A 19930-nucleotide genomic window follows, 5' to 3' on the forward strand; every position below is an offset into this window, starting at 1 on the left:
CCGGCCGCGCCATCTGATCGTCATGACCCAGACCGCATCCAACTTCCCCGACTGGCACGGCACCACCATTCTGGCGGTGCGCAAGAACGGACGCACCGTGATCGCCGGCGACGGCCAAGTTTCGATGGGCCCGACCATCGTCAAGGGCGCGGCCCGCAAGGTGCGCACCCTGGCGGGCGGCAAGGTGCTGGCCGGCTTTGCCGGCGCCACGGCCGACGCCTTCACCCTGATCGAGCGGCTTGAGGCCAAGCTGGAGCAGTATCCTGATCAGCTAGCGCGCGCCTGCGTCGACCTCGCCAAGGACTGGCGCACCGACCGCTATCTGCGCCGGCTGGAAGCGATGCTGCTGGTGGCGGACAAGTCGTCCATCTTCACCGTGACGGGCGTCGGCGATGTGCTGGAGCCGGAGTATGGCGTCGCCGCCGTGGGTTCGGGCGGCAACTACGCCCTGTCAGCCGCCCGCGCCCTGATCGAGGAAACCGATCTCGACGCCGAAGAGGTGGCCCGCAAGGCCATGAAGATCGCCGCCGAAATCTGTGTCTACACCAACGGCAATCTGACCGTGGAAACGCTTCAGGCCTGATCCGGCGGTTTGGTCAGATCACTTCGGCGATCAGGCCCAACGCCTTGGCCTCCTGGGCCTCGATATACCAGTTGGCGGGGGCGCGTTTCAGCACCTCCTCCATCGTCACCGACGATCCGCGCACCAGGTTCTCGAAACCCTCGTTCTGGATGGCGATGGAGTGTTCCAGCTCGTTCAGCATGGCGCGAACCGAGGCGATGCAGGTCGTCAGCGGCCCGCTGACATGCAGTTGTTGGTCCATCTTGCGCTCGTGGATCATCACCCGGGCGCCGCGCGTCAGATAGCGGTTCTCCACCGCGAAGAAGCTCATGAAGGTGGCGCCGGCGGAATAGATCGCCGCCTTGCCCAGAAAGACCAGCCGGCGGGACGGATTGATGTCGCTTTGAAAGCGCACATCCTCGCCCATCATGCGCGCCACCTCCGGATCACCGCCCAGGGTCGACAGTTCGATGACGGTCAGCCCGGTGTCGGGCGCCTCCGCCATCTGCTGGCGGAAGCGGTCGTACATGGCGTAATCGACCGCGCCGGCGAGCAGGATACGCGGCGTATCGAAAGCTTCGGCAGTCAGAATGCCGCTCGGCGCAGCGTCGGACATTAAAGCTCAGCCGCAGAGGCGGCGTCATCACTGACCGGATAGCCTTGAGCCGACGCCCAGGACCGGGCTTCACGGATCGAGAAGAAGGCCTGGTTCTGCAAGCGGCGCGATCCGGCGTCGTCGATCAGTTCGCACTCCCACCACCGGATCGTGCGGCGATCGGAGGTGTTGCAGGTGCGCGGAACGAGAAGGGCGTGGGGCGTCATGCGCCATCAACGAAAAATCCGCACAGCGGTTCCGCCGAGATCAGGATTTCGTCTTTAGGAACAGACCATTGCATGGCGCCGACGGACGCTGTCTTTACGTCAGCCGCCGTGCAGAATTTGCGATCAAGGGCGCCTTGCCTTAAGCGCGCGCAATGACCGACGCCGCGCCTCCCCGCCCCCTCGCCCGCAACCCGCGCGGCTTCGCCGACAAGCGCGGCCGTGACCTGACCGCCGAACGGCGCATCGTCGCGCGCGTGTCCGAGGTTTATGAGCGTTGGGGCTTCGAGCCGCTTGAGACGCCGGCCTTTGAATATGCCGATGCGCTGGGCAAGTTCCTGCCCGACGCCGACCGCCCGAACGAGGGGGTCTTCGCGCTACAGGACGACGCCGGATCGGACGAGCCGGGCGAATGGATGGCCTTGCGCTACGACCACACCGCGCCCCTGGCCCGGTTTGCGGCTCAGACTTGGGAGACCCTGCCCAAGCCGTTCCGCCGCTATGCCTATGGTCCGGTCTGGCGCAATGAAAAGCCCGGTCCCGGTCGCTTCCGCGAGTTCTGGCAATGCGACGCCGACACCGTTGGCTCCGACCGCCCCGAGGCCGACGCCGAAATCATCGCCATGGGCTGCGAAGGCCTGCGCGCCGCCGGGCTGGACGCCGGCCAGGCCCAGATCCGCGTTTCGAACCGCAAGCTGTTCGACGGCCTGTTCGACGCCGGCGACGTGAGCGAAGCCGGTCAGCGACTGACGGCGCTTCGCGCCATCGACAAGTTCGACCGCCTGGGCTGGGAGGGCGTGGTCCAACTGCTGGGCGAAGGGCGTCTGGACGACTCCGGCGACTACACCAAGGGCGCCCAGCTGCCGGCCAAGGTCACGGCCGCCATCGAGGCCTTCCTGGCCTCGGCCAATACCCCCGACCTGTCGCGGGCCGAGACGCTGGACGCCGTCGCGCGCTCCGGCGACCTTGGCGCAGCGGGCGAGGCGGCGCTGAACGAGCTGGCCGCCATCGACCGGGCTCTTGCCGCCATGTCGGTCGGTCAGGACGCCGTGAAGTTCGATCCGACCATCGTGCGCGGCCTGGAATATTACACCGGCGCCGTGTTCGAGGCCGAGCTGCTGCTGGACACGGTTGACGACAAGGGTCGTCCCGTCCGCTTCGGCTCCATCGGCGGCGGCGGTCGCTATGACGATCTGGTCGCCCGCTTCACCGGTCAGCGCACGCCGGCGACCGGCTTCTCCTTCGGCGTCTCGCGCCTGGCCTCGGCCCTGCGCGCGGCGGGACGGGGCGCCGAGGACGCCGTGCGCGGGCCCGTGGTCGTCATCGTCTTCTCCGAGGACGACATGTCTCATTATCTGACCGCCGTCGCCGAACTGCGCGCCGCCGGGATCGCCGCCGAGCTTTATCTGGGTCGCGCCGGCATGAAGGCGCAGATGAAATACGCCGACCGGCGCGGCGCCCCGGCTGTCGTCATTCTAGGCGGAGACGAGATCGCCGCCGGCGAGGTCACGATCAAGGATCTGGACGCCGGCCGCGCCGCCGCTGCCGCTATCACGGACAACGACGCCTGGAAGGCCGAACGCCCCGGCCAGATGAAGATCGCCCGCGAAGGCTTGGTCGCCGCCATCAAGGTCATTATCGAATAAGCTTCGATAATGACCTGCCTCTAAAATGGGTTATCAGTGATAAGTCGAAGAAAGTTCGACTCTTGTGAAACGGGTCGTTGACGACCCACCGGCCCTTGCGTCAAATGATCTCACTCGAGGGCAAGCGTTGCTCAAGCGCGCAGCACTCGAAGGCGTTTCGGGGAGGAAACGTCCGCTCTTTAAAGAGCGCGAAAGCCCGCTGCGATGTATCCCCCGCAGCGGGCTTTTTCGCGTCTGGCGCCCAGACAAACGCCCATGAAACCTCGACAAATTCTCGATGCGGCCTCGAAATCGAGCAGCCCGGTCTCGATATGAAAAAGGCCGGGGCGAACCCCGGCCTTTCCATTCTCGAACAAGCGTCGCCTTACCAGAGGCGGACGCGTTCCTCGGGCGTTAGATAGTATTTCGTGCCCGGCTGAACGTCGAAGGCGTCGTACCAGGCGTCGACGTTGCGCAGCGGGCCGATGACGCGGAACTGGGCGGCCGAATGCGGGTCGGTGGCGACCTGCTGCTTCAGCGCCTCGTCGCGGTACTTCGACTGCCAGACCTGAGCCCAGCCATAGAAGAAGCGCTGGTCGCCGGTCGTGCCGTCGATCACGGGCGCCGGCTGGCCGTTCAGCGACAGGTGATAGGCTTCAAGACCGACGGCCACGCCAGACGCGTCGCCGATGTTCTCGCCCATCGTCAGGCCTGGGTTGATGTGATAGCCGGCGATCGGCTCGTAGGTCGCATATTGCGCGCCCAGACGCGCCGTCAGAGCCTCAAAGTTCGCCTTGTCTTCCGGCGTCCACCAGTTACGCAGCACGCCGTCGCCATCGGACTTGGAGCCCTGGTCGTCGAAGCCGTGGCCGATCTCGTGACCGATCACGCCGCCGATGCCGCCGTAGTTGACCGCCGCATCGCCATTCGGATCGAAGAAGGGCGGCTGCAGGATCGCGGCCGGGAAGACGATCTCGTTGTTGGCCGAGTTGTAGTACGCGTTGACGGTCTGCGGGGTCATGCCCCACTCCGACTTGTCGACCGGCTCGTTCAGACGGGCCAGATCATAGTTCCACTCGAACAGGCCGCGGCGCTCGGCGTTGCCGACCAGGTCGTTCGCGCGGATGTCCAGACCGGAGTAGTCGCGCCACTTGTCGGGATAGCCGATCTTGACGGTGAACTTGCGCAGCTTTTCTTGCGCCGCCGCCTTGGTCTCGGTCCCCATCCAGGTCAGGTTCTCGATCCGGTGCGACAGGGCGGTGCGCAGATTGGCGACCAGCTCTTCCATCTTGGCCTTGGATTCGGCCGGGAAATACTGGGCGACGTAGAGCCGGCCCGTGGCCTCGCCCAGCGAGCCTTCGGCGAAGGAGATGGCGCGCTTTTCGCGGGTGCGCTGCTCAGGCTGACCCGACAGATCGCGCGAACGGAACTCCCACTGAGCGTCGGCGAAGCGTTTGGACATCAGCGGCGCCATGTCGTCGGCGGTGTGGAAGGCCTGCCAGGCCTGCAGCAGTTCGACCGGCGTCTCGGCGTAGACGGCCGCGATCTTGGGCATGGCCGTGTCCTGACGCACGATCAGGCGAGGCACGCCGCCCAGCTTGGCCGCATCGTAGTAGGCCTGCCAGGCGAAGCCCGGCGCGTCCTCGGCCAGTTTGGCGATGGTGAACTCGTTGTAGGTCCGGTCGCGGTTGCGGTTCTCGACCGGGGTCCAGTGGGCCTCGGCGATCTTGGTTTCCAGCGCGACGATCTGGGCGGCGGTCTCGGTCGGGTTGGTCCAGCCGATCATCTCCAGCATCCGGCCGACGTAGGCCTGATACTTCTCTTTCTTGTCGGCGAAACGGGCGTCCAGATAATAGTCGCGGTTCGGCAGGCCGATGCCCGACTGGCCCGTCGAGACGACGTAGCGGGTCGGTTGCTTGGAATCGATCGTGATGCCGGTGCCGAAGAAGGACGAGCCGAAGCGGCCGGCCGTCTGGCCCATATAGACGGCCATCTTGTCGTGGCTGTCGGCGGCGCGGATCGCGGACAGATAGGGTTGCAGCGGCTGGGCGTCCAATTGCTCGATGCGCGCCTCGTCGATGTAGGAGCGATAGGCGTCAGCGACCTTGGCCTCGTCCGAACCGGGTGCCAGATCGGTGCGGTTGGCCAGGCCCAGCACCATTTCCTTCATGCGGTTGTCCGACAGTTCGCGCAGCAGGGCAAACGAGCCATAGCTGGTGCGGTCCGACGGAATGACCAGCTTTTCCAGCGCCTTGCCGTTGGCGTATTGGAAGAAGTCGTCGCCTGGCTTCACCGAGGCGTCGCGGCCGGCCATGTCGAAGCCCCAGGTCCCATAGCGGGGCGCGTCGACGCCCTGCCAACCCGCAACCGTCTCTTCGCCCGAGAACAGCGAAACGATGGTGCAGGCGTCGTCGATGCAGGCGTGGTCGTGACCGATATCCTGAGCCAGAACCGAGCTGGCGGGGAGAAGAAGGGCGCCGACGGCGGCCCCGATAAGCAGACGTTTCATCACTATGTCCCTGTTCCCACCCGGCATTTGGATGGTTCGGCGCAGACCCTAGTCCGGCGAGGGGGGGTGTCGCCTTAAAAAAAGTTCATGATTCCGATGCGGCCTCTCGCCACAGCGCCGGGATCAGGGTCAGATACACCGACGCGAGGAGGGCGGATGCACGGTCAGGGCGGAGACTATAAGGATCTGGTGGTCTTTCTGGCGGCCGCCGGCGTCATCGTGCCCCTGGTCAATCGGCTGAAGGTCAGCCCCGTTCTGGGCTTCCTTGCAGCGGGCGTTTTGCTGGGCCCGGACGGCCTGGGCCGGTTCGCGCAAAGCCTGCCCTGGCTGTCGTGGCTGACCATCGGCGATCCGGGCCAGCTGGCGCAGCTGTCGGAGCTAGGCGTCGCCTTCCTGTTGTTCATGATCGGTCTGGAGCTGTCGTGGGAGCGGCTGCGCGCCATGCGCCGGCTGGTGTTCGGCCTGGGCTTGATGCAGGTCGTCGTCTGCACCGCCGTGCTGGCGGGCGGCTTCATGCTGATGGGCCAGACCCTGGCCAGCGCCGTGGTGCTGGGCATGGGCCTCGCCCTGTCCTCGACGGCCGTGGTCATGCCCGTACTGGCCGAGCGGGGGCGGCTGAAGGGGACGGTCGGCCGTTCGACCTTCGCCATCCTGCTGGCCCAGGATTTGTCGGTCGCCCCGATCCTGATCACCGTAACCGTCCTGGCGGCGCTGGCCCAGCAGGGCGGTGCGCTGGATCCCGCCGTGCTGGGTCGCGCCCTATTCACCCTGGTTCCGGCCGCCATCGGCCTGGGGCTGATGGTGCTGCTAGGACGGGTCGTGCTGCGGCCGATGTTCCGGTCGGTGGCCAAGGCGCGCAAGGCCGACCAGGGCGGCGAACTGTTCGTCGCCGCCTCGCTTCTGGTGGTGGTCGGCGCCGGTCTCGCCGCCCAGGCCAGCGGCCTGTCGATGAGCATCGGCGCGCTTCTGGCCGGCGTGCTGCTGGCCGAGACCGAATTTCGGCGCGAGGTCGAGATTTCCATCGAACCGTTCAAGGGGCTTTTGCTAGGCGTCTTCTTCGTCGGCGTCGGCCTGGGCCTGGATCTGGACGCCATCGCCGCCGATCCGGTCGGCGTCTTCGGCCTGGCCCTGGCCCTGACGATCGTGAAGACCGGCGTCATCTTCAGCCTCGCCCGCTTCTGGGGCCTGGGCGCCCGCCCGGCGCTGGAGACGGCGCTCGTTCTCGCGCCGGCGGGCGAGTTCGCCTTCGTGGTCTTCGCCACCGGCCTGGTCGAGGGTCTTGCGCCGCCGCAGCTGACCAACACCGTGGCCCTGTCGGCGACCGTCAGCATCTTTTCGATCCCCCTCCTCGCCCTGCTGGGTCAGAAGCTGGCGCGCAAGTCGGCAGCCGCAGGCCAGCCCGTCGAGCTTCCAAAGCTGGAGGCGGCCGACGGCGCGGTCATCATCGTCGGGTTCGGGCGTGTCGGCCGGTTGATCGGGGAAATGCTGAAAGCGCACGATCAGCCCTTCATCGCCCTGGACACCGATGCGGGCGCCGTCGCCGCGGGCCGTCGTGACGGATTCGATGTCTTCTATGGCGATGCGGGGCGGCGCGAGATGCTCCAGCACTGCGGCGTCCAGTCCACCCGCGCCCTAATCGTCACCATGGACGCGCCGACCAAGGTGGACGAGGTGGTCACCACGGCGCGGTCCATGCGCGACGACCTGATCCTGATCGCGCGCGCCCGTGACGACCAGCACGCCATTCGGCTGTATGGACTGGGCGTCACCGACGCCGTGCCGGAGACGACCGAGGCCAGTCTCCAGCTCGCCGAAAACACCCTGGTCGATCTGGGCGTGCCCATGGGTCTGGTGCTCGCCTCGGTCCACGAACGTCGCGATCAGTTTCGCAAGGCCTTTCAGTCGGCCATCCCGATCGAGCGTCGCAATCGCCCCAGTCGCGCGCTGCGCCGCACGCTGCGCCCGGCTCGCGTCGACCCCGCGCCGGAGTAAGGGAAGCCCCTTACAGACGGTCGCCGGACCCATTTTCGTCATGGTTCCGTGATGCAAGCGCGCCTCTCCATGACTGCATCTGCGGAGCAGACGCGCCCTTCAGGTCCGACCCAAGGGCTCAGACATTCATTCGAGGTCGCTGCCGGGCACGCCCCGACCAGAGATCGAAAGTAGAGTAAAAGCCTGATTATATGACAGATACCGTCGCCTCCCTCGCTGTCGAGCCCCGCTTGAACCGCCGCCAGGCCGCCAAGATCCGCACGCGACAAAAGGTTCTGGACGCCGCCCGCTCGCTCTTCGCCGAGCGCGGCTATGAGCCCGCCACGATCCGCGACATCGCCAAGGGCGCGGGCATGTCCACCGGCGCCGTCTTCGCCAACTTCCAGGACAAGGCCGAACTGTTCGAGGCGGTCCTGACCGAGGACATGACGCGTCTGGCCGAGGTGGTCGAGGCCGCAGCGCCCGAAGGCGAACCCGTCCGCCAGCGCCTCGTCAGCGCGCTGAGCGCCGGCTACCACTCGTCGCTGGACCAACTGCCTCTGTTCCAGGCCATCGTGGCCCGCTCGTGGTTCCAGCCCCTGGCCGCTGAAATGCGCGCCCGCGCCGCGACCAAGAACCTGCTGCTCGCCATCAGCAACATCCTTCAGGATGCAGTGGCCAAGGGCGAGCTGTCCAAGGACGCCGACAGCCGTCTGCTGGTCGAGCTGATCTGGGACGCCTATCTGTCGAACTACCGCCGCGCCGCCTATGACGAATGGGACGCGCAGGCCCTGTCGGACCATATGGGCAAGCAGATCGACGTGATCCTGGCCGGCGCCATCGCCGCCAAATAAGCCAGAGCAAAGCCGCTTTTCGAAAGGCCGGGTCCGCCAGCGCGGGCCCGGCCTTTTTCGTGAGCGTCAGGTTCGGCGTTTCAGGGTGACGTAAAAGGCGCCGTTTCCGCCATGCTTCTGGTGGGCGATCGTGAAGCCCGACACCACGCCGCGCAGTGCGGGCGAATGCATCCATTCGGCAAAGGCCGAACGGATCACCCCGCCGCCCATCCGACCCTGACCGGTGATGACCAGCACCGCACGCATTCCACGCGCCTGGCACGATGTCAGGAAGCCTCGAAGCTGATCCTCGGCCTCGAACCGGCCAAAGCCATGCAGGTCGATGCGCGCCTCGATGGGATCGCGTTCGCGCGACAGCCGCTGCTTGCGGCGTGGCTCCAGATCCTCAGGCGCGGGCTTGGGCTTGCTCGGCGAAGATCGCTTTTCCGCCAGCGGCGCGACAGCGGTGCGTTTGGGAGACGCCTTGACCAAGGGGCGCGGCCGCTCGACCGGCGTCACCACGATCTCGGGCGGCGTTTCGGCGCCGGGCGTGACGCGGGCGGCCTTGCGCGTCCTCGGCGTCACGACCGATCCGGCCACACGGGTCCAGATGCGCCGGTCTTCGGGCGTCAGTCCGTTTTCGTCACGGCTCGGGCCCTTTCGCCTCATGCCTCGCCGTCGTCCTCGATCGTGTCGCCGGGACCAGGCTCGTGCGCCAGCAGGTCGCCGGGCTGGCAGTCCAATTCGCGGCACAGGGCGTCCAGGGTCGAGAACCGGACCGCGCGCGCCTTGCCCGTCTTCAGGATCGACAGGTTCGCCACCGTCACCCCGACCCGATCGGCGAGTTCGGTCAACGACATGCGGCGTTCCACGAGGACGCGGTCGAGCTGGACGCGAATGGCCATGCAGAAATCCTACTTCGAAACGGCTCAGATCGTCAGTTCGGATTCGCGACGCAGGCGCGCGCCCTCGCGGAACACCTCCGCCAGCACGAAGACGATAAGCACGGAAAAGATGGGGGTCAGCAGTTCGCCGAAGCCCTGCGGATCCATGACGCCAGGCGCCAGCCGCTTGGCGACGAAGCCTTGGGCCACCCAGACGCCGCCGGTCACGACCGCCAGGGTCAGACCGATCTGGCGCAGACGGCGCACGTTATCGGGCTGGAACGGGTCGCCCATGGTCAGGGTGCGGATGATGCGGCGCAGGCTGCGCAGGATCAGCATGAACCCGCCGAAATAGGCGGTCGCGGCGCCCAGGCCGAACAGCAGCAAGGTGCGCGTCAGCGGCAGTTGCTTGCCGCCGGAATCCCCGCTGACGGTGATGTTCACATTGTCCAGGGGAATGAAGATCGCGGCGATGACCAGCAGCAGCAGCACGCCGGTGATCAGCCAGAGAAGGATGTAGGCTACGTCCAGAACCACCTTCAACACGCTGGACACCGAACCTGGGCCCAAGGCTCTGAACGGGGCGTTGATCGGCGCGCCCAGCCAGTTCGGAACGCTTGCCTCGCCTCGCTTCAGCGGATTGGGCGGCAGGGGCAGGCGCATGGTCTTTTTGATCTCAAGCCGGGGAAGGCGGGGCGATGGCCACGCGGGGTCCGGCGAACCCGCGCGCGGCTCTATACATCGCGGTCTTCATGCAGGTCGTCAAAGCTCCAGTGATCGAAAAGAGAGGGATCAAAGGGCTTGGAACAGGGTGACGACCAGGGCGGTGGGCAGGGCGGCGATCAGAACGGTGCTGACAAAAGCAGCGCCGACCTTGTCGAGCCACATCGAGGTGTTCATCGTATGCATTGTGGTTCTCCGTCTTTCTTGTTTAGGCGATTATCGCCGTTTGGATTTGTTAGTCGCATGATCGTTCCCGGTTTTCCGGAAGTCCTGAACGCTGCGACCTCGTTCCTGACGATCAATAGATAGGCCGTGCAGGCGAAAAAGGCACGTTACATATCGTTTAACGATATTAAACTTTGGCAATAGACTGTTTCAGGAGCGTGATCGACGATGAATCTCAAGCTTATCAAGGGGATGCGGATCGTCGTGGCGACGCACAACGCCGGCAAGGTTCCCGAAATCTCGGCGCTGCTCGGCGGAAATTACGAACTCGTCACCGCAGGCCAGCTGAAACTGCCCGAACCCGACGAAACGGAGAGCACCTTCACCGGCAACGCCATGCTGAAGGCGCGTCACGCGGCCGAACTGTCGGGCGAGGTTTCGCTGGCCGACGATTCCGGCCTGTCGGTCGCGGCGCTGGATGGCGCGCCGGGCATCTTCTCTGCGCGCTGGGCCGGACCGGGCAAGGATTTCGCCGTCGCCATGAAAAAGGTCGAGGAGCGGCTGGAAGAGATCGGCGCGACGGACCGCACCGCCTGGTTCACCTCGGCCCTGGCGGTCGCCTGGCCGGACGGCCCCTGTGTGGTGGTCCAGGGCGAGGTTCACGGCCAGCTGACCTTCCCGCCGCGCGGCGATCGGGGGTTCGGCTACGACCCGCTCTTCATTCCGACTGGCGGCGACCGGACCTTCGGCGAGATGGAGCCGGCGGCCAAGGACGCCATCAGCCACCGAACCGTCGCCTTCGCCAAGCTGAGAGCCGCCCTGATTGACTGATCCGCTTGATCCGGGATCGGACGTCGGCCTCTACGTCCACTGGCCCTATTGCGCGCGCATCTGCCCCTACTGCGACTTCAACGTCGTGCGCGACCGCGGGCGCACCGAGGAACAGGCCGGTCTGGTCGAGGCGATCCTGGCCGATCTGCGCGCCCAGAGAGATCTGACAGGCCCGCGACGGCTGGCCTCGATCTTCTTCGGCGGCGGCACCCCGTCGCTGATGCCGCCCGACGCCGTCGCGCGCATCGTGGCGGCGGCCCGCGACCTGTTCCCGCCCGCCGGCGACATCGAGATCACGCTGGAGGCCAATCCCACCGACGCCGAGGCCGGCCGGTTCGCCGCCCTGGCCGACGCCGGGATCAATCGCCTGTCGATGGGGGTTCAGGCGCTGGACGACGCCGCCCTGCGTTTTCTGGGTCGCGACCATTCGGCGGCCGAGGCCCTGCGCGCGGTCGATCTGGCCCGCCGCGCCTTCAACCGTCTGTCCATCGACCTGATCTACGCCCGCCCGGACCAGACGCCTGAAGATTGGGCCGCCGAACTGAAGGCGGCGCTGGCGCTCGGGTTCGAACACGTCTCGCCCTATCAGCTGACCATAGAGCCGAAGACCGCCTTTGGTCGGGCCTTCGCACGCGGAACCCTGACCCCGCCGGACGAGGACCGGGCCGCATCCCTCTACGAAACCACCCAGGATGTCCTCTCGGCCGCCGGTTTCGACGCCTATGAGGTGTCCAACCATGCGCGCGGTCCCGCCGCCCGGTCGTCGCACAATCTGCATGTCTGGCGCGGCGGCGACTATCTGGGACTTGGCCCCGGCGCCCATGGCCGGCTGACGCTGGACGGCGTCAGGACCGCGACCGTCGCCCACCGTCGCATCGCCGACTATGTGGCGGGCGTCTCTGGCCTCACGCCCTGGTCTGAGCGCGACGCCCAGACCCCGTCCGACGCCGCCGAAGAACGACTGCTGCTGGCCCTGCGCACCACCGAAGGCGCGCCTGCGGCCCTGCTGCCAACGCTCGGCCTGTCGCCTGAAGGCGCGCCGGTCGCGGACCTGATCGCCGACGGGTTCCTGATGCTGAAGGCCGAGCGACTGATCGCAACTGAGCGGGGGCGTCCGGTGCTGGACGGCGTGCTGAAGGCGCTGCTGACCTAGGCCTTCTTCAGCCCCAGCATTCCCAGCCAGCCGCCGCTGGTCAGCAGAGCGACATCCAGCAGGGCCAATGGCAGGGGCGTGGATACGGGCGCGGCGATGAAGCGCGAACGCCAGTCCGGCCCGAACTTGGCCTTGTAGCTACGCAGACCCTGGAAGCCGTAGAGCGCCCCGCCCTCTTCAAACACCAGGGCGCCGACGCGGGCGAAGACCGGGGCGATGCGTCGATCCTCCAGTCCGGCCAGCGGCGCCATGCCCAGGTCGAAACTGGCCAAGCCTTCCGCCTTGGCCCATTGGGCGCAGCGGATGAACAGATAGTCCATCACCCCATGCGGCGCGTCCGGCCGATGCCGCATCAGATCCACCGCCGCCTCGTCCGGCGAGGTCAGCAGATTGGCGAAAGCGACGATCCGACCGCCCTCCTTGACCACCGCCAACGGCGTCAGGTCCAGATAGTCGACGTCGAAGCGCCCCAGGGAGAAGGATTTCTCCGAGCCCTCGTGCATGGCCAACCAGGCGTCCGAAATCTCGCGCAGCTCGTCCGCGATCGCTGCGGCCGAACCGGGCGGCAGAACCTCGAATGAGGAGCCTTCACGCTCGGCGCGATTGATGGCCGTGCGAAGGTTCTGCTTGCCCTTGCCCTCTAGCGAGAAGCGATGGGTGTCGATCACGGCCGTCTCGCCGACCTTGCGCACCGCCAGCCCCATGGTCGCCAGGTCGCCCAGCACCTCTTCGCTGACCGAATAGAAGACCGCCGCTCCGCCATAGCTGTCGGCCATCTCGGCGAAGGACCACAGCAACTCCAGCCGTTCGCTCTTGAGCCCCGCCGGTTCGCCCATGGCGATCCAGCGCCGCCCCCGCACGCGATAGGCCAGGAAGCTGGACCCCGACGGACTGAACATCAGCGCCTTGTCGCCCAACATGGCCAGCCAGGCCTCGGGCGTGGCCGTATCGGCTGTCTGCAGCGCTTGGAGCGCGCGATCAATGTCGGCCTTGCTGGCCGGGCCGTGACTATGGGCGCCGGGTGAGCTCAACAGCGAGCGGCCGGCCACCACCAGCGTCAGGATCGCCAGAACCAGTCCCGCCCGCAGGAAGCCGGACGCCTGACGATCACTCAGGAAGCGCCACCACAGCTCGTCATTATAGGCCACGTCGCGATAGGCGAAGAAGCCCAGCCACAACATGGCCGCCACGACCGCCGTCAGCAGCAGCAGCCAGCTGGGCCGCAACGGCTCGCTGAGCCGCGAGCGCCGATTGAAGGCCGTGCGACAAGGCGCCAGCAGGGCGGCGACGACCAGCAAATCCGTCGCCTGCTGCCAGTCCAGACCCTTCAGCACCGAAAACACCGCCCCGGCCGCTAGGACCAGCAGGGCGGCCCAATAGGCGCCGCGCCGGCGCCGCCACAGACCGGCCGACAAGAGCAGAAGCAGAAAACCGGCAATGCTGCCGACAAAGTGCGACAGGTCGATCAGAATGGGAGAGACGACGCCTGTCAGCTGGCGCAGCCGACTGTCAAACTCGGGCGTCACCGCAGAAGCCAGCATCAGCGCGCCTGCGCCAAAGGCCAGCACCGCAAAAATCTGGGGCGTCAGCTCGAAGGCCAGTCCCGCTAGTCGGCGGATCAGACCGGATGTGTGCCGGGGGCGGCTGGACAAGCGTGGCCTCTCGAATCGCGGATCGCCCGAACATAGACCAAGAATCGTCCAACCGGGGCGCTGCCAAGGTCATTTCGGGGCACACGAAACAATCCGTAACAGAGCGAGTATATAGAGGTGCGGGCGTCGGGTCCGCGTAACTGGGGATGACCCATGAATATCAAGACCGCTCTTCTGGCTGGCGCTGCCGCCGCCTTCATGACCGCCGCGCCGGCTCTGGCGCAAGAAACCACGCCCGCTCCCGCAGCCGCGCCTGCCGCAGCCGCCTCCTCGCAGCAATCGCTGTCGCTGAACCCCGGATCGAGCGTTTCCGGTCCTGATGGCGAGCTGGGCAAGCTTGAAGGCGTTCAGATCAATGCCGAAGGCAAGCAGGAGCTTACCGTTCGCGGCGCCGACGGCCAGCTTCGCGCCGTGCCGCTGAGCGGCATCCGTCAGGAAGGAACCGGCGTCGTTGTGGCCTACACCAAGGCCGAGTTCGACGCCGCCGCTCCGATCGCCGGCGCTCCTGCGGCTCCCGCCGCTGACCCGGCCGCTGACCCGGCTGCCGCTCCCGCGCGGACTTCGGAACCGATGGCCGAACCGGCTGCTGAACCGACCGACCCGGCGACGACCGAACCGGCGACCCCGGCTCCGGACAGCGCCGCTCCGGCTCCGACCGAGCCGCAATAAGACAGTCTTCCAAGGCTGAATGATCAAGGGCGGTCGGGTTTCCCGACCGCCCTTTCGTCTGTCCGCAACTCAGCGGCGACAGTGGCGCAGAAAAAAGGGCGGCTCGTGAGAGCCGCCCTTTTCCTTATCGACCTACCGTCGGATCAAGCGCGACGCTTGACCAGTCCCAAAAGGAACAGCAGCAGGCAGGCGCCCAGGAACGCCACGATCAGGGTGACGAAGTTGAAGCCGCCAACCGGCGTGCCGAAGACGTTGTTCGAGATGAAGCCGCCGAGCAGAGCGCCGATGACGCCGACGATCAGGTTCGTCAGCAGGCCGTGATTGCGACCCATGACCTTTTCAGCCAGCCAGCCGGCGACGATGCCGATGACGAGCCAACCAATGATTCCGAGACCCATGCTGTGGTTCCTTCCTTTAAAAGCCAAGCTGTTGCAGTAAATGCGGCTCGGGCCATACGGTTGCGTCCTTGTTTCAACCTCGCCGCAATAAGGTCGAATTCGCGTCATGCGCGATCCGGCACGGCGATTGCCGTGATTGACGTGTGTCGTCCCGCATCGGGACAGACGTTGAGACGAGGATCACCGTCATGGCCGACGACATCGACCTTCATCTGGGCCGCCGCCTGCGCCGTCGCCGCCGCCTGCTGGGCCTGACCCAGCAGCAGTTGGCCGTTCAGGTCGGCATCCGCTTTCAGCAGATCCAGAAATACGAATGTGGCGCCAACCGCATCTCCGCCGCGCGCTTGTGGCAGTTGGCCGAGGCGCTGGAAACGCCCGTCGCTTATTTCTACGACGGCCTGGCCGAGGCGATGGAGGCTGACGCGCCGACGCCCAAGGGCGGCGAAGTCTTTTCGCGCAAGGAAACGCTGGATCTGATCCAGGCCTACTATCAGCTGGACGAACGGCCCCGGCGGCGTTTGCTGGATCTGGCCAAGTCCCTGCATGCGGGCGACGCGGCCGCCGCCTGATCTGCGCGTCTCCCTGATCTGCACGTCTCAAGGGGCGCCCATGCCGGCGAAAGCGCGGTAAGGGAACGCCCATGACCGAATACGAAGCCTTCGCCATCGAACTGGCGCGCGAAGCCGCGCGCGTGACCCTGCCTTTTTTCCGCTCGGACATCGGGCATGAGGACAAGGGCGGCGCGGCCGGCTTCGATCCGGTCACAGAGGCCGACAAACAGGCCGAGGCCGCCATCCGCCGCCTGATCGCCGCCCGCTATCCCGACCACGGCGTCATCGGCGAGGAGTATGGCGAGGATCGACCGGACGCCGAGCACGTCTGGGTGCTGGATCCCATCGACGGCACGCGCGCCTTCATCTCGGGCCTGCCGCTGTGGACCACGCTGATCGCCCTTCGCACGGCCGGCAAGCCGACCGTCGGCGTCATCGCCCAACCCTATCTGGATGAAATCTTCATCGGCGGCCCGACCGGCGCGCGCCTGTTGCGCGGCGATGTCGAGACGCCGCTGGCCGTGCGGTCCTGCGAGACGCTGACCGACGCCGTCATCTCGACCACGGACCCCGACATCTTCAACGGCGCCGAGCTGGGCGCCTGGACCCAGGTGCGTGCGACCGCCCGCCTGGCACGCCTGGGCTGCGACGCCTACGCCTACGCCATGGTGGCGGCGGGCAAGATGGATCTGGTCGCCGAGACCAGCCTCAAGCCCTGGGACTGGTCCGCCCTCGTGCCCGTCATCGAGGCGGCGGGCGGCAAGGTCGTCAACTGGCGCGGCGCAGCGCCGGACGACGGGGGCCAGGTCCTCGCCGTCGGCGACGCGCGCCTGATCGACCAGGCGCTGGTGACGCTGAAACGCGCGGCCGCCTGAGCCTACGAACTGTCGTATATTGACGCAGGTCGAGAGACGGCGTCAGGGTGCGAACGGTTGAGGGGACGGATTTCGATGCCTGGGCAGTCCAAACTGGTTGTCGGCGTCGACGTGCCCTGGGTCACGAGTTGGAGCGGCGAAGAGCTTACGGGCGCCGCGCCGTGCCGAACCGTCGGCGGTCGTCTCGCCCTGATGCAGGCCAGCACGCCCGGCGCCGGCAAGCCGCAATATTCGAAGAACCATTTGGTCCGACAGCGCCTCACCGTCGCGCGCATGCTTTGCCCGATGTGCGGCGAGCCGACTGAGGAGGGCGATCGCTGGACCCAGATCGCCGCGCGACGTTGCGCCGGTCAGCTTAGGGGCCGCGGCGGTCAAGTTCGCGCCGACATCGCCGACGACCGCGTGATGATCGACGCCGGCTCGATCGCGCCCCTGCACCGCCGCTGCGTCGACCGGTCGATGAAATATTGCCCGCACCTGCGCGCCAGCGACGACGTGATGGTCATGCGCTTCCCGCGCGAGTGGATCGTTCTGCCGCTGCTGATCAAGGCCGAGACCGGCCCCGGCGTCGCCGTCGCCTTCCTGCAGCTATGCGGTGTCACCCAGACGATCGACCGACGCTGGCGCGCCGAAACCGCCGCTTGAACGATCAGCCCGCCGTCACGTCCGCCGTTCTCGCCGACGGATCGGTGAGCGCGTCCGCCGCAGGCGCAACCATGTCGGACATGGCGTCGAATTCGTTCAGGAAAACAGCGCGCAGGTCGTCGGCCTCCATGATGACCTCGTGCTTGGCGCCGGCGACCTCGACGTAGCGGCCGCGCGGGATGCGTTTGGCGGCCCATTGGTTAGTCTGCTTCCACACCACGTCGTCGGCGCTGGCTTGGACGATCACGACCGGCGCCTTGACCGCCTTCAGGGCCTTGGGCTTCAGCGCGCGCTCGCCGGCGTCCAGCGCAAAGGCCAGCCAGCCATAGGTGGGACCGCCGATCGCCAGGTGCGGACAGGCGTAGAGCTGCTGACGCCACATCTCATAGCGGGTCTCGTCCGACGTCAGGGCGTCTTCGGCGAAGTTGTGGTCGAACGGATCGTCGGGGTCGCCCAGGATATAGTCGCCCGCCTGGCCGTGGCGGATGTTCCAGCGCACCACCAGCTTGACCGACCACATTGATCGTTTGCCAGTCTTGATGCGCAGCATGGGGCTAGACAGCACCGCGCCGGCGAACCGGTCCTCGCCGCTTTCCAGCGACAACAGGTTCAGGCACGCGCCCATCGAATGACCGACCATGATCCACGGCTTGGGGCACTGATCCTCATAGGCGTTCAGTAGGCGGTGGTAGTCGTCCAGAAACTCCTCGACCGCACGGGCGTGACCCTTCAGCCGGTCGGGCAGCAGGCGAGCCGACAGCCCCTGGCCACGCCAGTCGTGGGTCAGCACGCACCAGCCGCGCGCCAAAAAGTTGCCGATCACCTCATAGTATTTCTCGATCGGCTCGGTGCGGCCGGGGCTGAGCACGACGGTGCCGCGCACCTTCTCCGCTGCGAGATGCGACGGCTTCCACAGCCCGGCGCGCAGGCGCATTCCGCCCGCGCCGCGAAACCAGTCGCCCTTACCGCCGGGCGGCGGGGCGGCGCCGGGAACTCCCATCAGCGGGGCGTTGGCGGCGAAGGCTTGGGCGCGGTTCACTCGGGTTTCCTGAACTTCAAGGTCATGCGATCGCTCTCGCCGATCGCGTCATATTTGGATCGATCGAAAGCGGGGTCCGCCGGTTCGCCGCGCGGCGCCGTCAGACGCGTGGGCGCCAGGGTGTCGACGCCGAACGGGTGATCCTTGGTGTCTTCCGGATTGGCGTTGATCTCGGACGCCTCGACAAACACGAAGCCCGCCTCGGCCGCCAACTGGCGCACGAAGGCTTCCTGCACATAGCCGTTGGCGGCCACCGGGTCCTGATCCTGCGCAGGCGCAAGCCGGTGCTGTTCGATGCCCAAAATGCCGCCGGGGCGAAGGGCGGCGAAGGCGTCAGCGAAAGCCTTTTCCGCAATGCCCGCCGCCATCCAGCCATGCAGGGTCCGCATGAACAGGCACATCTCGGCCGTGCCCGCCGCGATCACCGGACCAGACCCCGCGCCGAAGACCGAAAACTGAGGCTCCCCATAAAGCTTCTTGTCGCTGGAGAACCGGGTGCGGAAGGCGGTGTTCAGCACGGCCTGGGCCGGATCGGCGGTCGGCCCCTCGGGAAACAGGGCGGCGACATAGGTTCCCGCCCCCTTGGCCAGATAGGGCGCCAGGATTTCGGTGTACCAGCCGCTGCCGGGCCAGAACTCCACCACCGTCATCTTGGGTTGAAGACCAAAGAACCGCAGCGTCTCCATCGGGTGACGGAAGGCGTCGCGCGCCTTGTCCTGGGCCGAGCGCCACGATCCCTGGACTGCCCACTCCAGCGAGCCTTCAGGCGGACCGGCCGGCGTGGGCGGCGCGGCAGGCGCCTTTGCGGCCTCGTCCTTGCGCCCGCAAGCCGCCACGCCGGTCAGCCCCAGCGCCGCAGCGCCGCTCAGCAGAAACCGACGCGACAATCCGCTCGCGCTCGCCAGACGATCAGCCATTCAAAACCTCCGCAGGACGCCGGGACCCGCGTCCGACGCACCCTGACGCCTTGGGCTTAATCGGGTTCGCAGGTCCGGTCAAAACGCAAGACAGCCTATTCGGGCTTGCGGAAACGCAGGGTCATCCGGTCGCTCTCGCCGATGGCGTCGAAGGCGGCGCGTTCCTCGGGCGTCAAGGTGCGGCCGGACGGATCGTTGCGCGCGGCCGACTGGCGGATGGGCGGCAGGGTCCAGACGCCGAACGGATGATCGTGATCGTCCTTGGGATTGGCGTTCAGCTCGCTGCGCGCCTCCAGCACGAAGCCGGCGTTGCGCGCCTCATGGATCACATAGCTTTCAGGCACATAGCCGGTGGAGGCGACGTCAGCGACATTCAGCCCCTCCGCGCTGCGGTGCTGTTCGACGGCCAGCACGCCGCCGGGCTTCAAGGCCTTGAAGAAGGCCTGCAGATACGGCTGGGTCCGGTCGTTACGCGACCAGTTGTGGAAGGCGCGAGCTACCAGAATGAAGTCGGCGGTTCCGTCCGCCACGCCCATGCTTTCCAGCGGGCGATTGACCGGCACATAACGCCCGCCGGTCGCCGCCGCATAGGGTTCAAGGATGTGCCGCCACCAGCTGGCGCCGCCCGGCTCGATCTCCACCACCGTCATGCCCGGCGTCAGGCCCCAGAAGGTCAGGGATTCATACGGATGACGATAGACGTCGCGCGCCCGGTCGGCGGCGGGCCGGGTCTCGGCCGCGATGGCGGTCTGCAAGGCCGTGTCGTCGGAGAACGTCGGCATGGCGCTGGACAGGGCCGAACGCGGCGGCGTCCACGCGCCCTGGGTCTGGGGCGACTGTTGGGCCAAGGCGGGGGCGGCGGACAGCAGGACGGCGGCGAGGCCATAGACGGCAAGGCGCATGATCGAGGGCTCCAGGTTCAGGTCGTTCTCCATAGGCAGGCGGGCCGCCCGCGCAAATGAACTTCGCGAGACACAGGCGGATTTGACGCAAGCAAAATCGTCGTGGCGGCGCCCTTGACGCCGTTTCGCCGGTGCCCATCTTTGCTTCCGAGGACGCCGATTTCGGGTTCTCCAGACTGACGGCGCCGGTTTCGGGTCGTCGATCTG

At 66.8% G+C, this 19930-nt stretch carries 21 protein-coding genes; 10 read left to right on the plus strand and 11 right to left on the minus strand.

Annotation, left to right across the window (positions count from 1 at the left end; translation table 11 throughout):
- The first annotated feature begins 22 nt into the window (after positions 1–22).
- The gene (hslV, locus tag HNP47_RS11955) at positions 23–583 is read left to right on the plus strand and encodes an ATP-dependent protease subunit HslV (protein WP_184279774.1); all 561 of its coding nucleotides are present in this window, start codon (positions 23–25) and stop codon (positions 581–583) included.
- 13 nt (positions 584–596) lie between these two features.
- On the opposite strand, the gene HNP47_RS11960 is transcribed toward hslV, so the two are convergent.
- Positions 597–1178: a ClpP family protease gene (locus HNP47_RS11960; protein WP_184279775.1), complete on the minus strand. Its 582-nt coding sequence runs from the start codon at positions 1176–1178 to the stop codon at positions 597–599.
- Complete coding sequence (locus HNP47_RS11965; RefSeq protein WP_055807478.1) at positions 1178–1384, minus strand: hypothetical protein; 207 nt, start codon at positions 1382–1384, stop codon at positions 1178–1180. The genes HNP47_RS11960 and HNP47_RS11965 overlap by 1 nt, the downstream gene beginning before the upstream one ends.
- A 152-nt stretch (positions 1385–1536) precedes the next feature.
- Between HNP47_RS11965 and hisS the strand changes: the two genes are divergently transcribed.
- Positions 1537–3027: a histidine--tRNA ligase gene (gene hisS, locus HNP47_RS11970; RefSeq protein ID WP_184279776.1), complete on the plus strand. Its 1491-nt coding sequence runs from the start codon at positions 1537–1539 to the stop codon at positions 3025–3027.
- Between the two features lie 364 nt (positions 3028–3391).
- Here hisS and HNP47_RS11975 read toward each other — a convergent pair whose 3' ends face one another.
- Positions 3392–5515, minus strand: a complete 2124-nt coding sequence (locus HNP47_RS11975; RefSeq protein ID WP_184279777.1) for a M13 family metallopeptidase — start codon at positions 5513–5515, stop codon at positions 3392–3394.
- Between the two features lie 156 nt (positions 5516–5671).
- Between HNP47_RS11975 and HNP47_RS11980 the strand changes: the two genes are divergently transcribed.
- Both HNP47_RS11980 and HNP47_RS11985 read left to right on the plus strand, forming a co-directional pair.
- Positions 5672–7507, plus strand: a complete 1836-nt coding sequence (locus HNP47_RS11980) for a cation:proton antiporter (RefSeq protein WP_184279778.1) — start codon at positions 5672–5674, stop codon at positions 7505–7507.
- Between the two features lie 191 nt (positions 7508–7698).
- A complete protein-coding gene (locus HNP47_RS11985) occupies positions 7699–8340 on the plus strand; it encodes a TetR/AcrR family transcriptional regulator (RefSeq protein ID WP_039243898.1) in 642 nt (213 codons plus the stop codon).
- A gap of 66 nt (positions 8341–8406) precedes the next feature.
- On the opposite strand, the gene HNP47_RS11990 is transcribed toward HNP47_RS11985, so the two are convergent.
- From HNP47_RS11990 to HNP47_RS12000, 3 genes are read right to left on the minus strand one after another with little or no spacing between them, the layout of a single operon-like run.
- Positions 8407–8988: a Smr/MutS family protein gene (locus HNP47_RS11990; protein WP_184279779.1), complete on the minus strand. Its 582-nt coding sequence runs from the start codon at positions 8986–8988 to the stop codon at positions 8407–8409.
- Positions 8985–9224 carry a helix-turn-helix transcriptional regulator gene (locus HNP47_RS11995; protein ID WP_017504942.1) on the minus strand — a complete coding sequence of 80 codons (240 nt, stop codon included), beginning with the start codon at positions 9222–9224 and terminating at the stop codon, positions 8985–8987. Before HNP47_RS11995 ends, HNP47_RS11990 begins: the two co-directional genes overlap by 4 nt.
- Positions 9225–9248: 24 nt before the next feature.
- Positions 9249–9866: a DUF2975 domain-containing protein gene (locus HNP47_RS12000; RefSeq protein ID WP_184279780.1), complete on the minus strand. Its 618-nt coding sequence runs from the start codon at positions 9864–9866 to the stop codon at positions 9249–9251.
- A gap of 453 nt (positions 9867–10319) precedes the next feature.
- On the opposite strand from HNP47_RS12000, the gene rdgB reads away from it, so the two are divergent.
- Positions 10320–10922 carry an RdgB/HAM1 family non-canonical purine NTP pyrophosphatase gene (gene rdgB / locus HNP47_RS12005; RefSeq protein WP_153922820.1) on the plus strand — a complete coding sequence of 201 codons (603 nt, stop codon included), beginning with the start codon at positions 10320–10322 and terminating at the stop codon, positions 10920–10922.
- On the plus strand, positions 10915–12075 hold the full coding sequence (gene hemW / locus HNP47_RS12010; RefSeq protein WP_184279781.1) for a radical SAM family heme chaperone HemW: 1161 nt from the start codon (positions 10915–10917) through the stop codon (positions 12073–12075). Before rdgB ends, hemW begins: the two co-directional genes overlap by 8 nt.
- Here hemW and HNP47_RS12015 read toward each other — a convergent pair.
- Positions 12072–13727: a GNAT family N-acetyltransferase gene (locus HNP47_RS12015; protein WP_184279782.1), complete on the minus strand. Its 1656-nt coding sequence runs from the start codon at positions 13725–13727 to the stop codon at positions 12072–12074. The genes hemW and HNP47_RS12015 overlap by 4 nt on opposite strands.
- 153 nt (positions 13728–13880) lie before the next feature.
- Here HNP47_RS12015 and HNP47_RS12020 point away from each other — a divergent pair, with 153 nt between their 5' ends.
- On the plus strand, positions 13881–14396 hold the full coding sequence (locus tag HNP47_RS12020) for a hypothetical protein (RefSeq protein WP_184279783.1): 516 nt from the start codon (positions 13881–13883) through the stop codon (positions 14394–14396).
- A 143-nt stretch (positions 14397–14539) separates the two neighbouring features.
- Here the strand turns inward: HNP47_RS12020 and HNP47_RS12025 are convergent, their stop codons facing one another.
- Positions 14540–14794: a GlsB/YeaQ/YmgE family stress response membrane protein gene (locus tag HNP47_RS12025; RefSeq protein WP_039243891.1), complete on the minus strand. Its 255-nt coding sequence runs from the start codon at positions 14792–14794 to the stop codon at positions 14540–14542.
- Positions 14795–14982: 188 nt separating this feature from the next.
- Between HNP47_RS12025 and HNP47_RS12030 the strand changes: the two genes are divergently transcribed.
- The 3 genes from HNP47_RS12030 to HNP47_RS12040 all read left to right on the plus strand — a co-directional run bounded on the left by HNP47_RS12030 (position 14983) and on the right by HNP47_RS12040 (position 16865).
- Positions 14983–15363, plus strand: coding sequence for a helix-turn-helix domain-containing protein (locus HNP47_RS12030; RefSeq protein ID WP_055754334.1), 381 nt, complete (start codon positions 14983–14985; stop codon positions 15361–15363).
- A 71-nt stretch (positions 15364–15434) separates the two neighbouring features.
- Complete coding sequence (gene hisN / locus HNP47_RS12035) at positions 15435–16220, plus strand: histidinol-phosphatase (RefSeq protein WP_184279784.1); 786 nt, start codon at positions 15435–15437, stop codon at positions 16218–16220.
- A gap of 75 nt (positions 16221–16295) precedes the next feature.
- Complete coding sequence (locus tag HNP47_RS12040) at positions 16296–16865, plus strand: hypothetical protein (protein WP_184279785.1); 570 nt, start codon at positions 16296–16298, stop codon at positions 16863–16865.
- A gap of 4 nt (positions 16866–16869) precedes the next feature.
- Here HNP47_RS12040 and HNP47_RS12045 read toward each other — a convergent pair whose 3' ends face one another.
- The 3 genes from HNP47_RS12045 to HNP47_RS12055 form a co-directional block, all read right to left on the minus strand.
- Complete coding sequence (locus HNP47_RS12045; protein ID WP_184279786.1) at positions 16870–17904, minus strand: alpha/beta fold hydrolase; 1035 nt, start codon at positions 17902–17904, stop codon at positions 16870–16872.
- Positions 17901–18821 (minus strand): class I SAM-dependent methyltransferase, encoded by a 921-nt coding sequence (locus HNP47_RS12050; RefSeq protein WP_184279787.1) that lies wholly within the window; start codon positions 18819–18821, stop codon positions 17901–17903. Before HNP47_RS12050 ends, HNP47_RS12045 begins: the two co-directional genes overlap by 4 nt.
- Before the next feature lie 95 nt (positions 18822–18916).
- Positions 18917–19723 (minus strand): class I SAM-dependent methyltransferase, encoded by an 807-nt coding sequence (locus tag HNP47_RS12055; protein ID WP_221415118.1) that lies wholly within the window; start codon positions 19721–19723, stop codon positions 18917–18919.
- Positions 19724–19930: the final 207 nt, after the last annotated feature.

The organism is Brevundimonas vesicularis (assembly GCF_014204545.1).
Taxonomy (GTDB): Bacteria; Pseudomonadota; Alphaproteobacteria; order Caulobacterales; family Caulobacteraceae; genus Brevundimonas; species Brevundimonas vesicularis_B.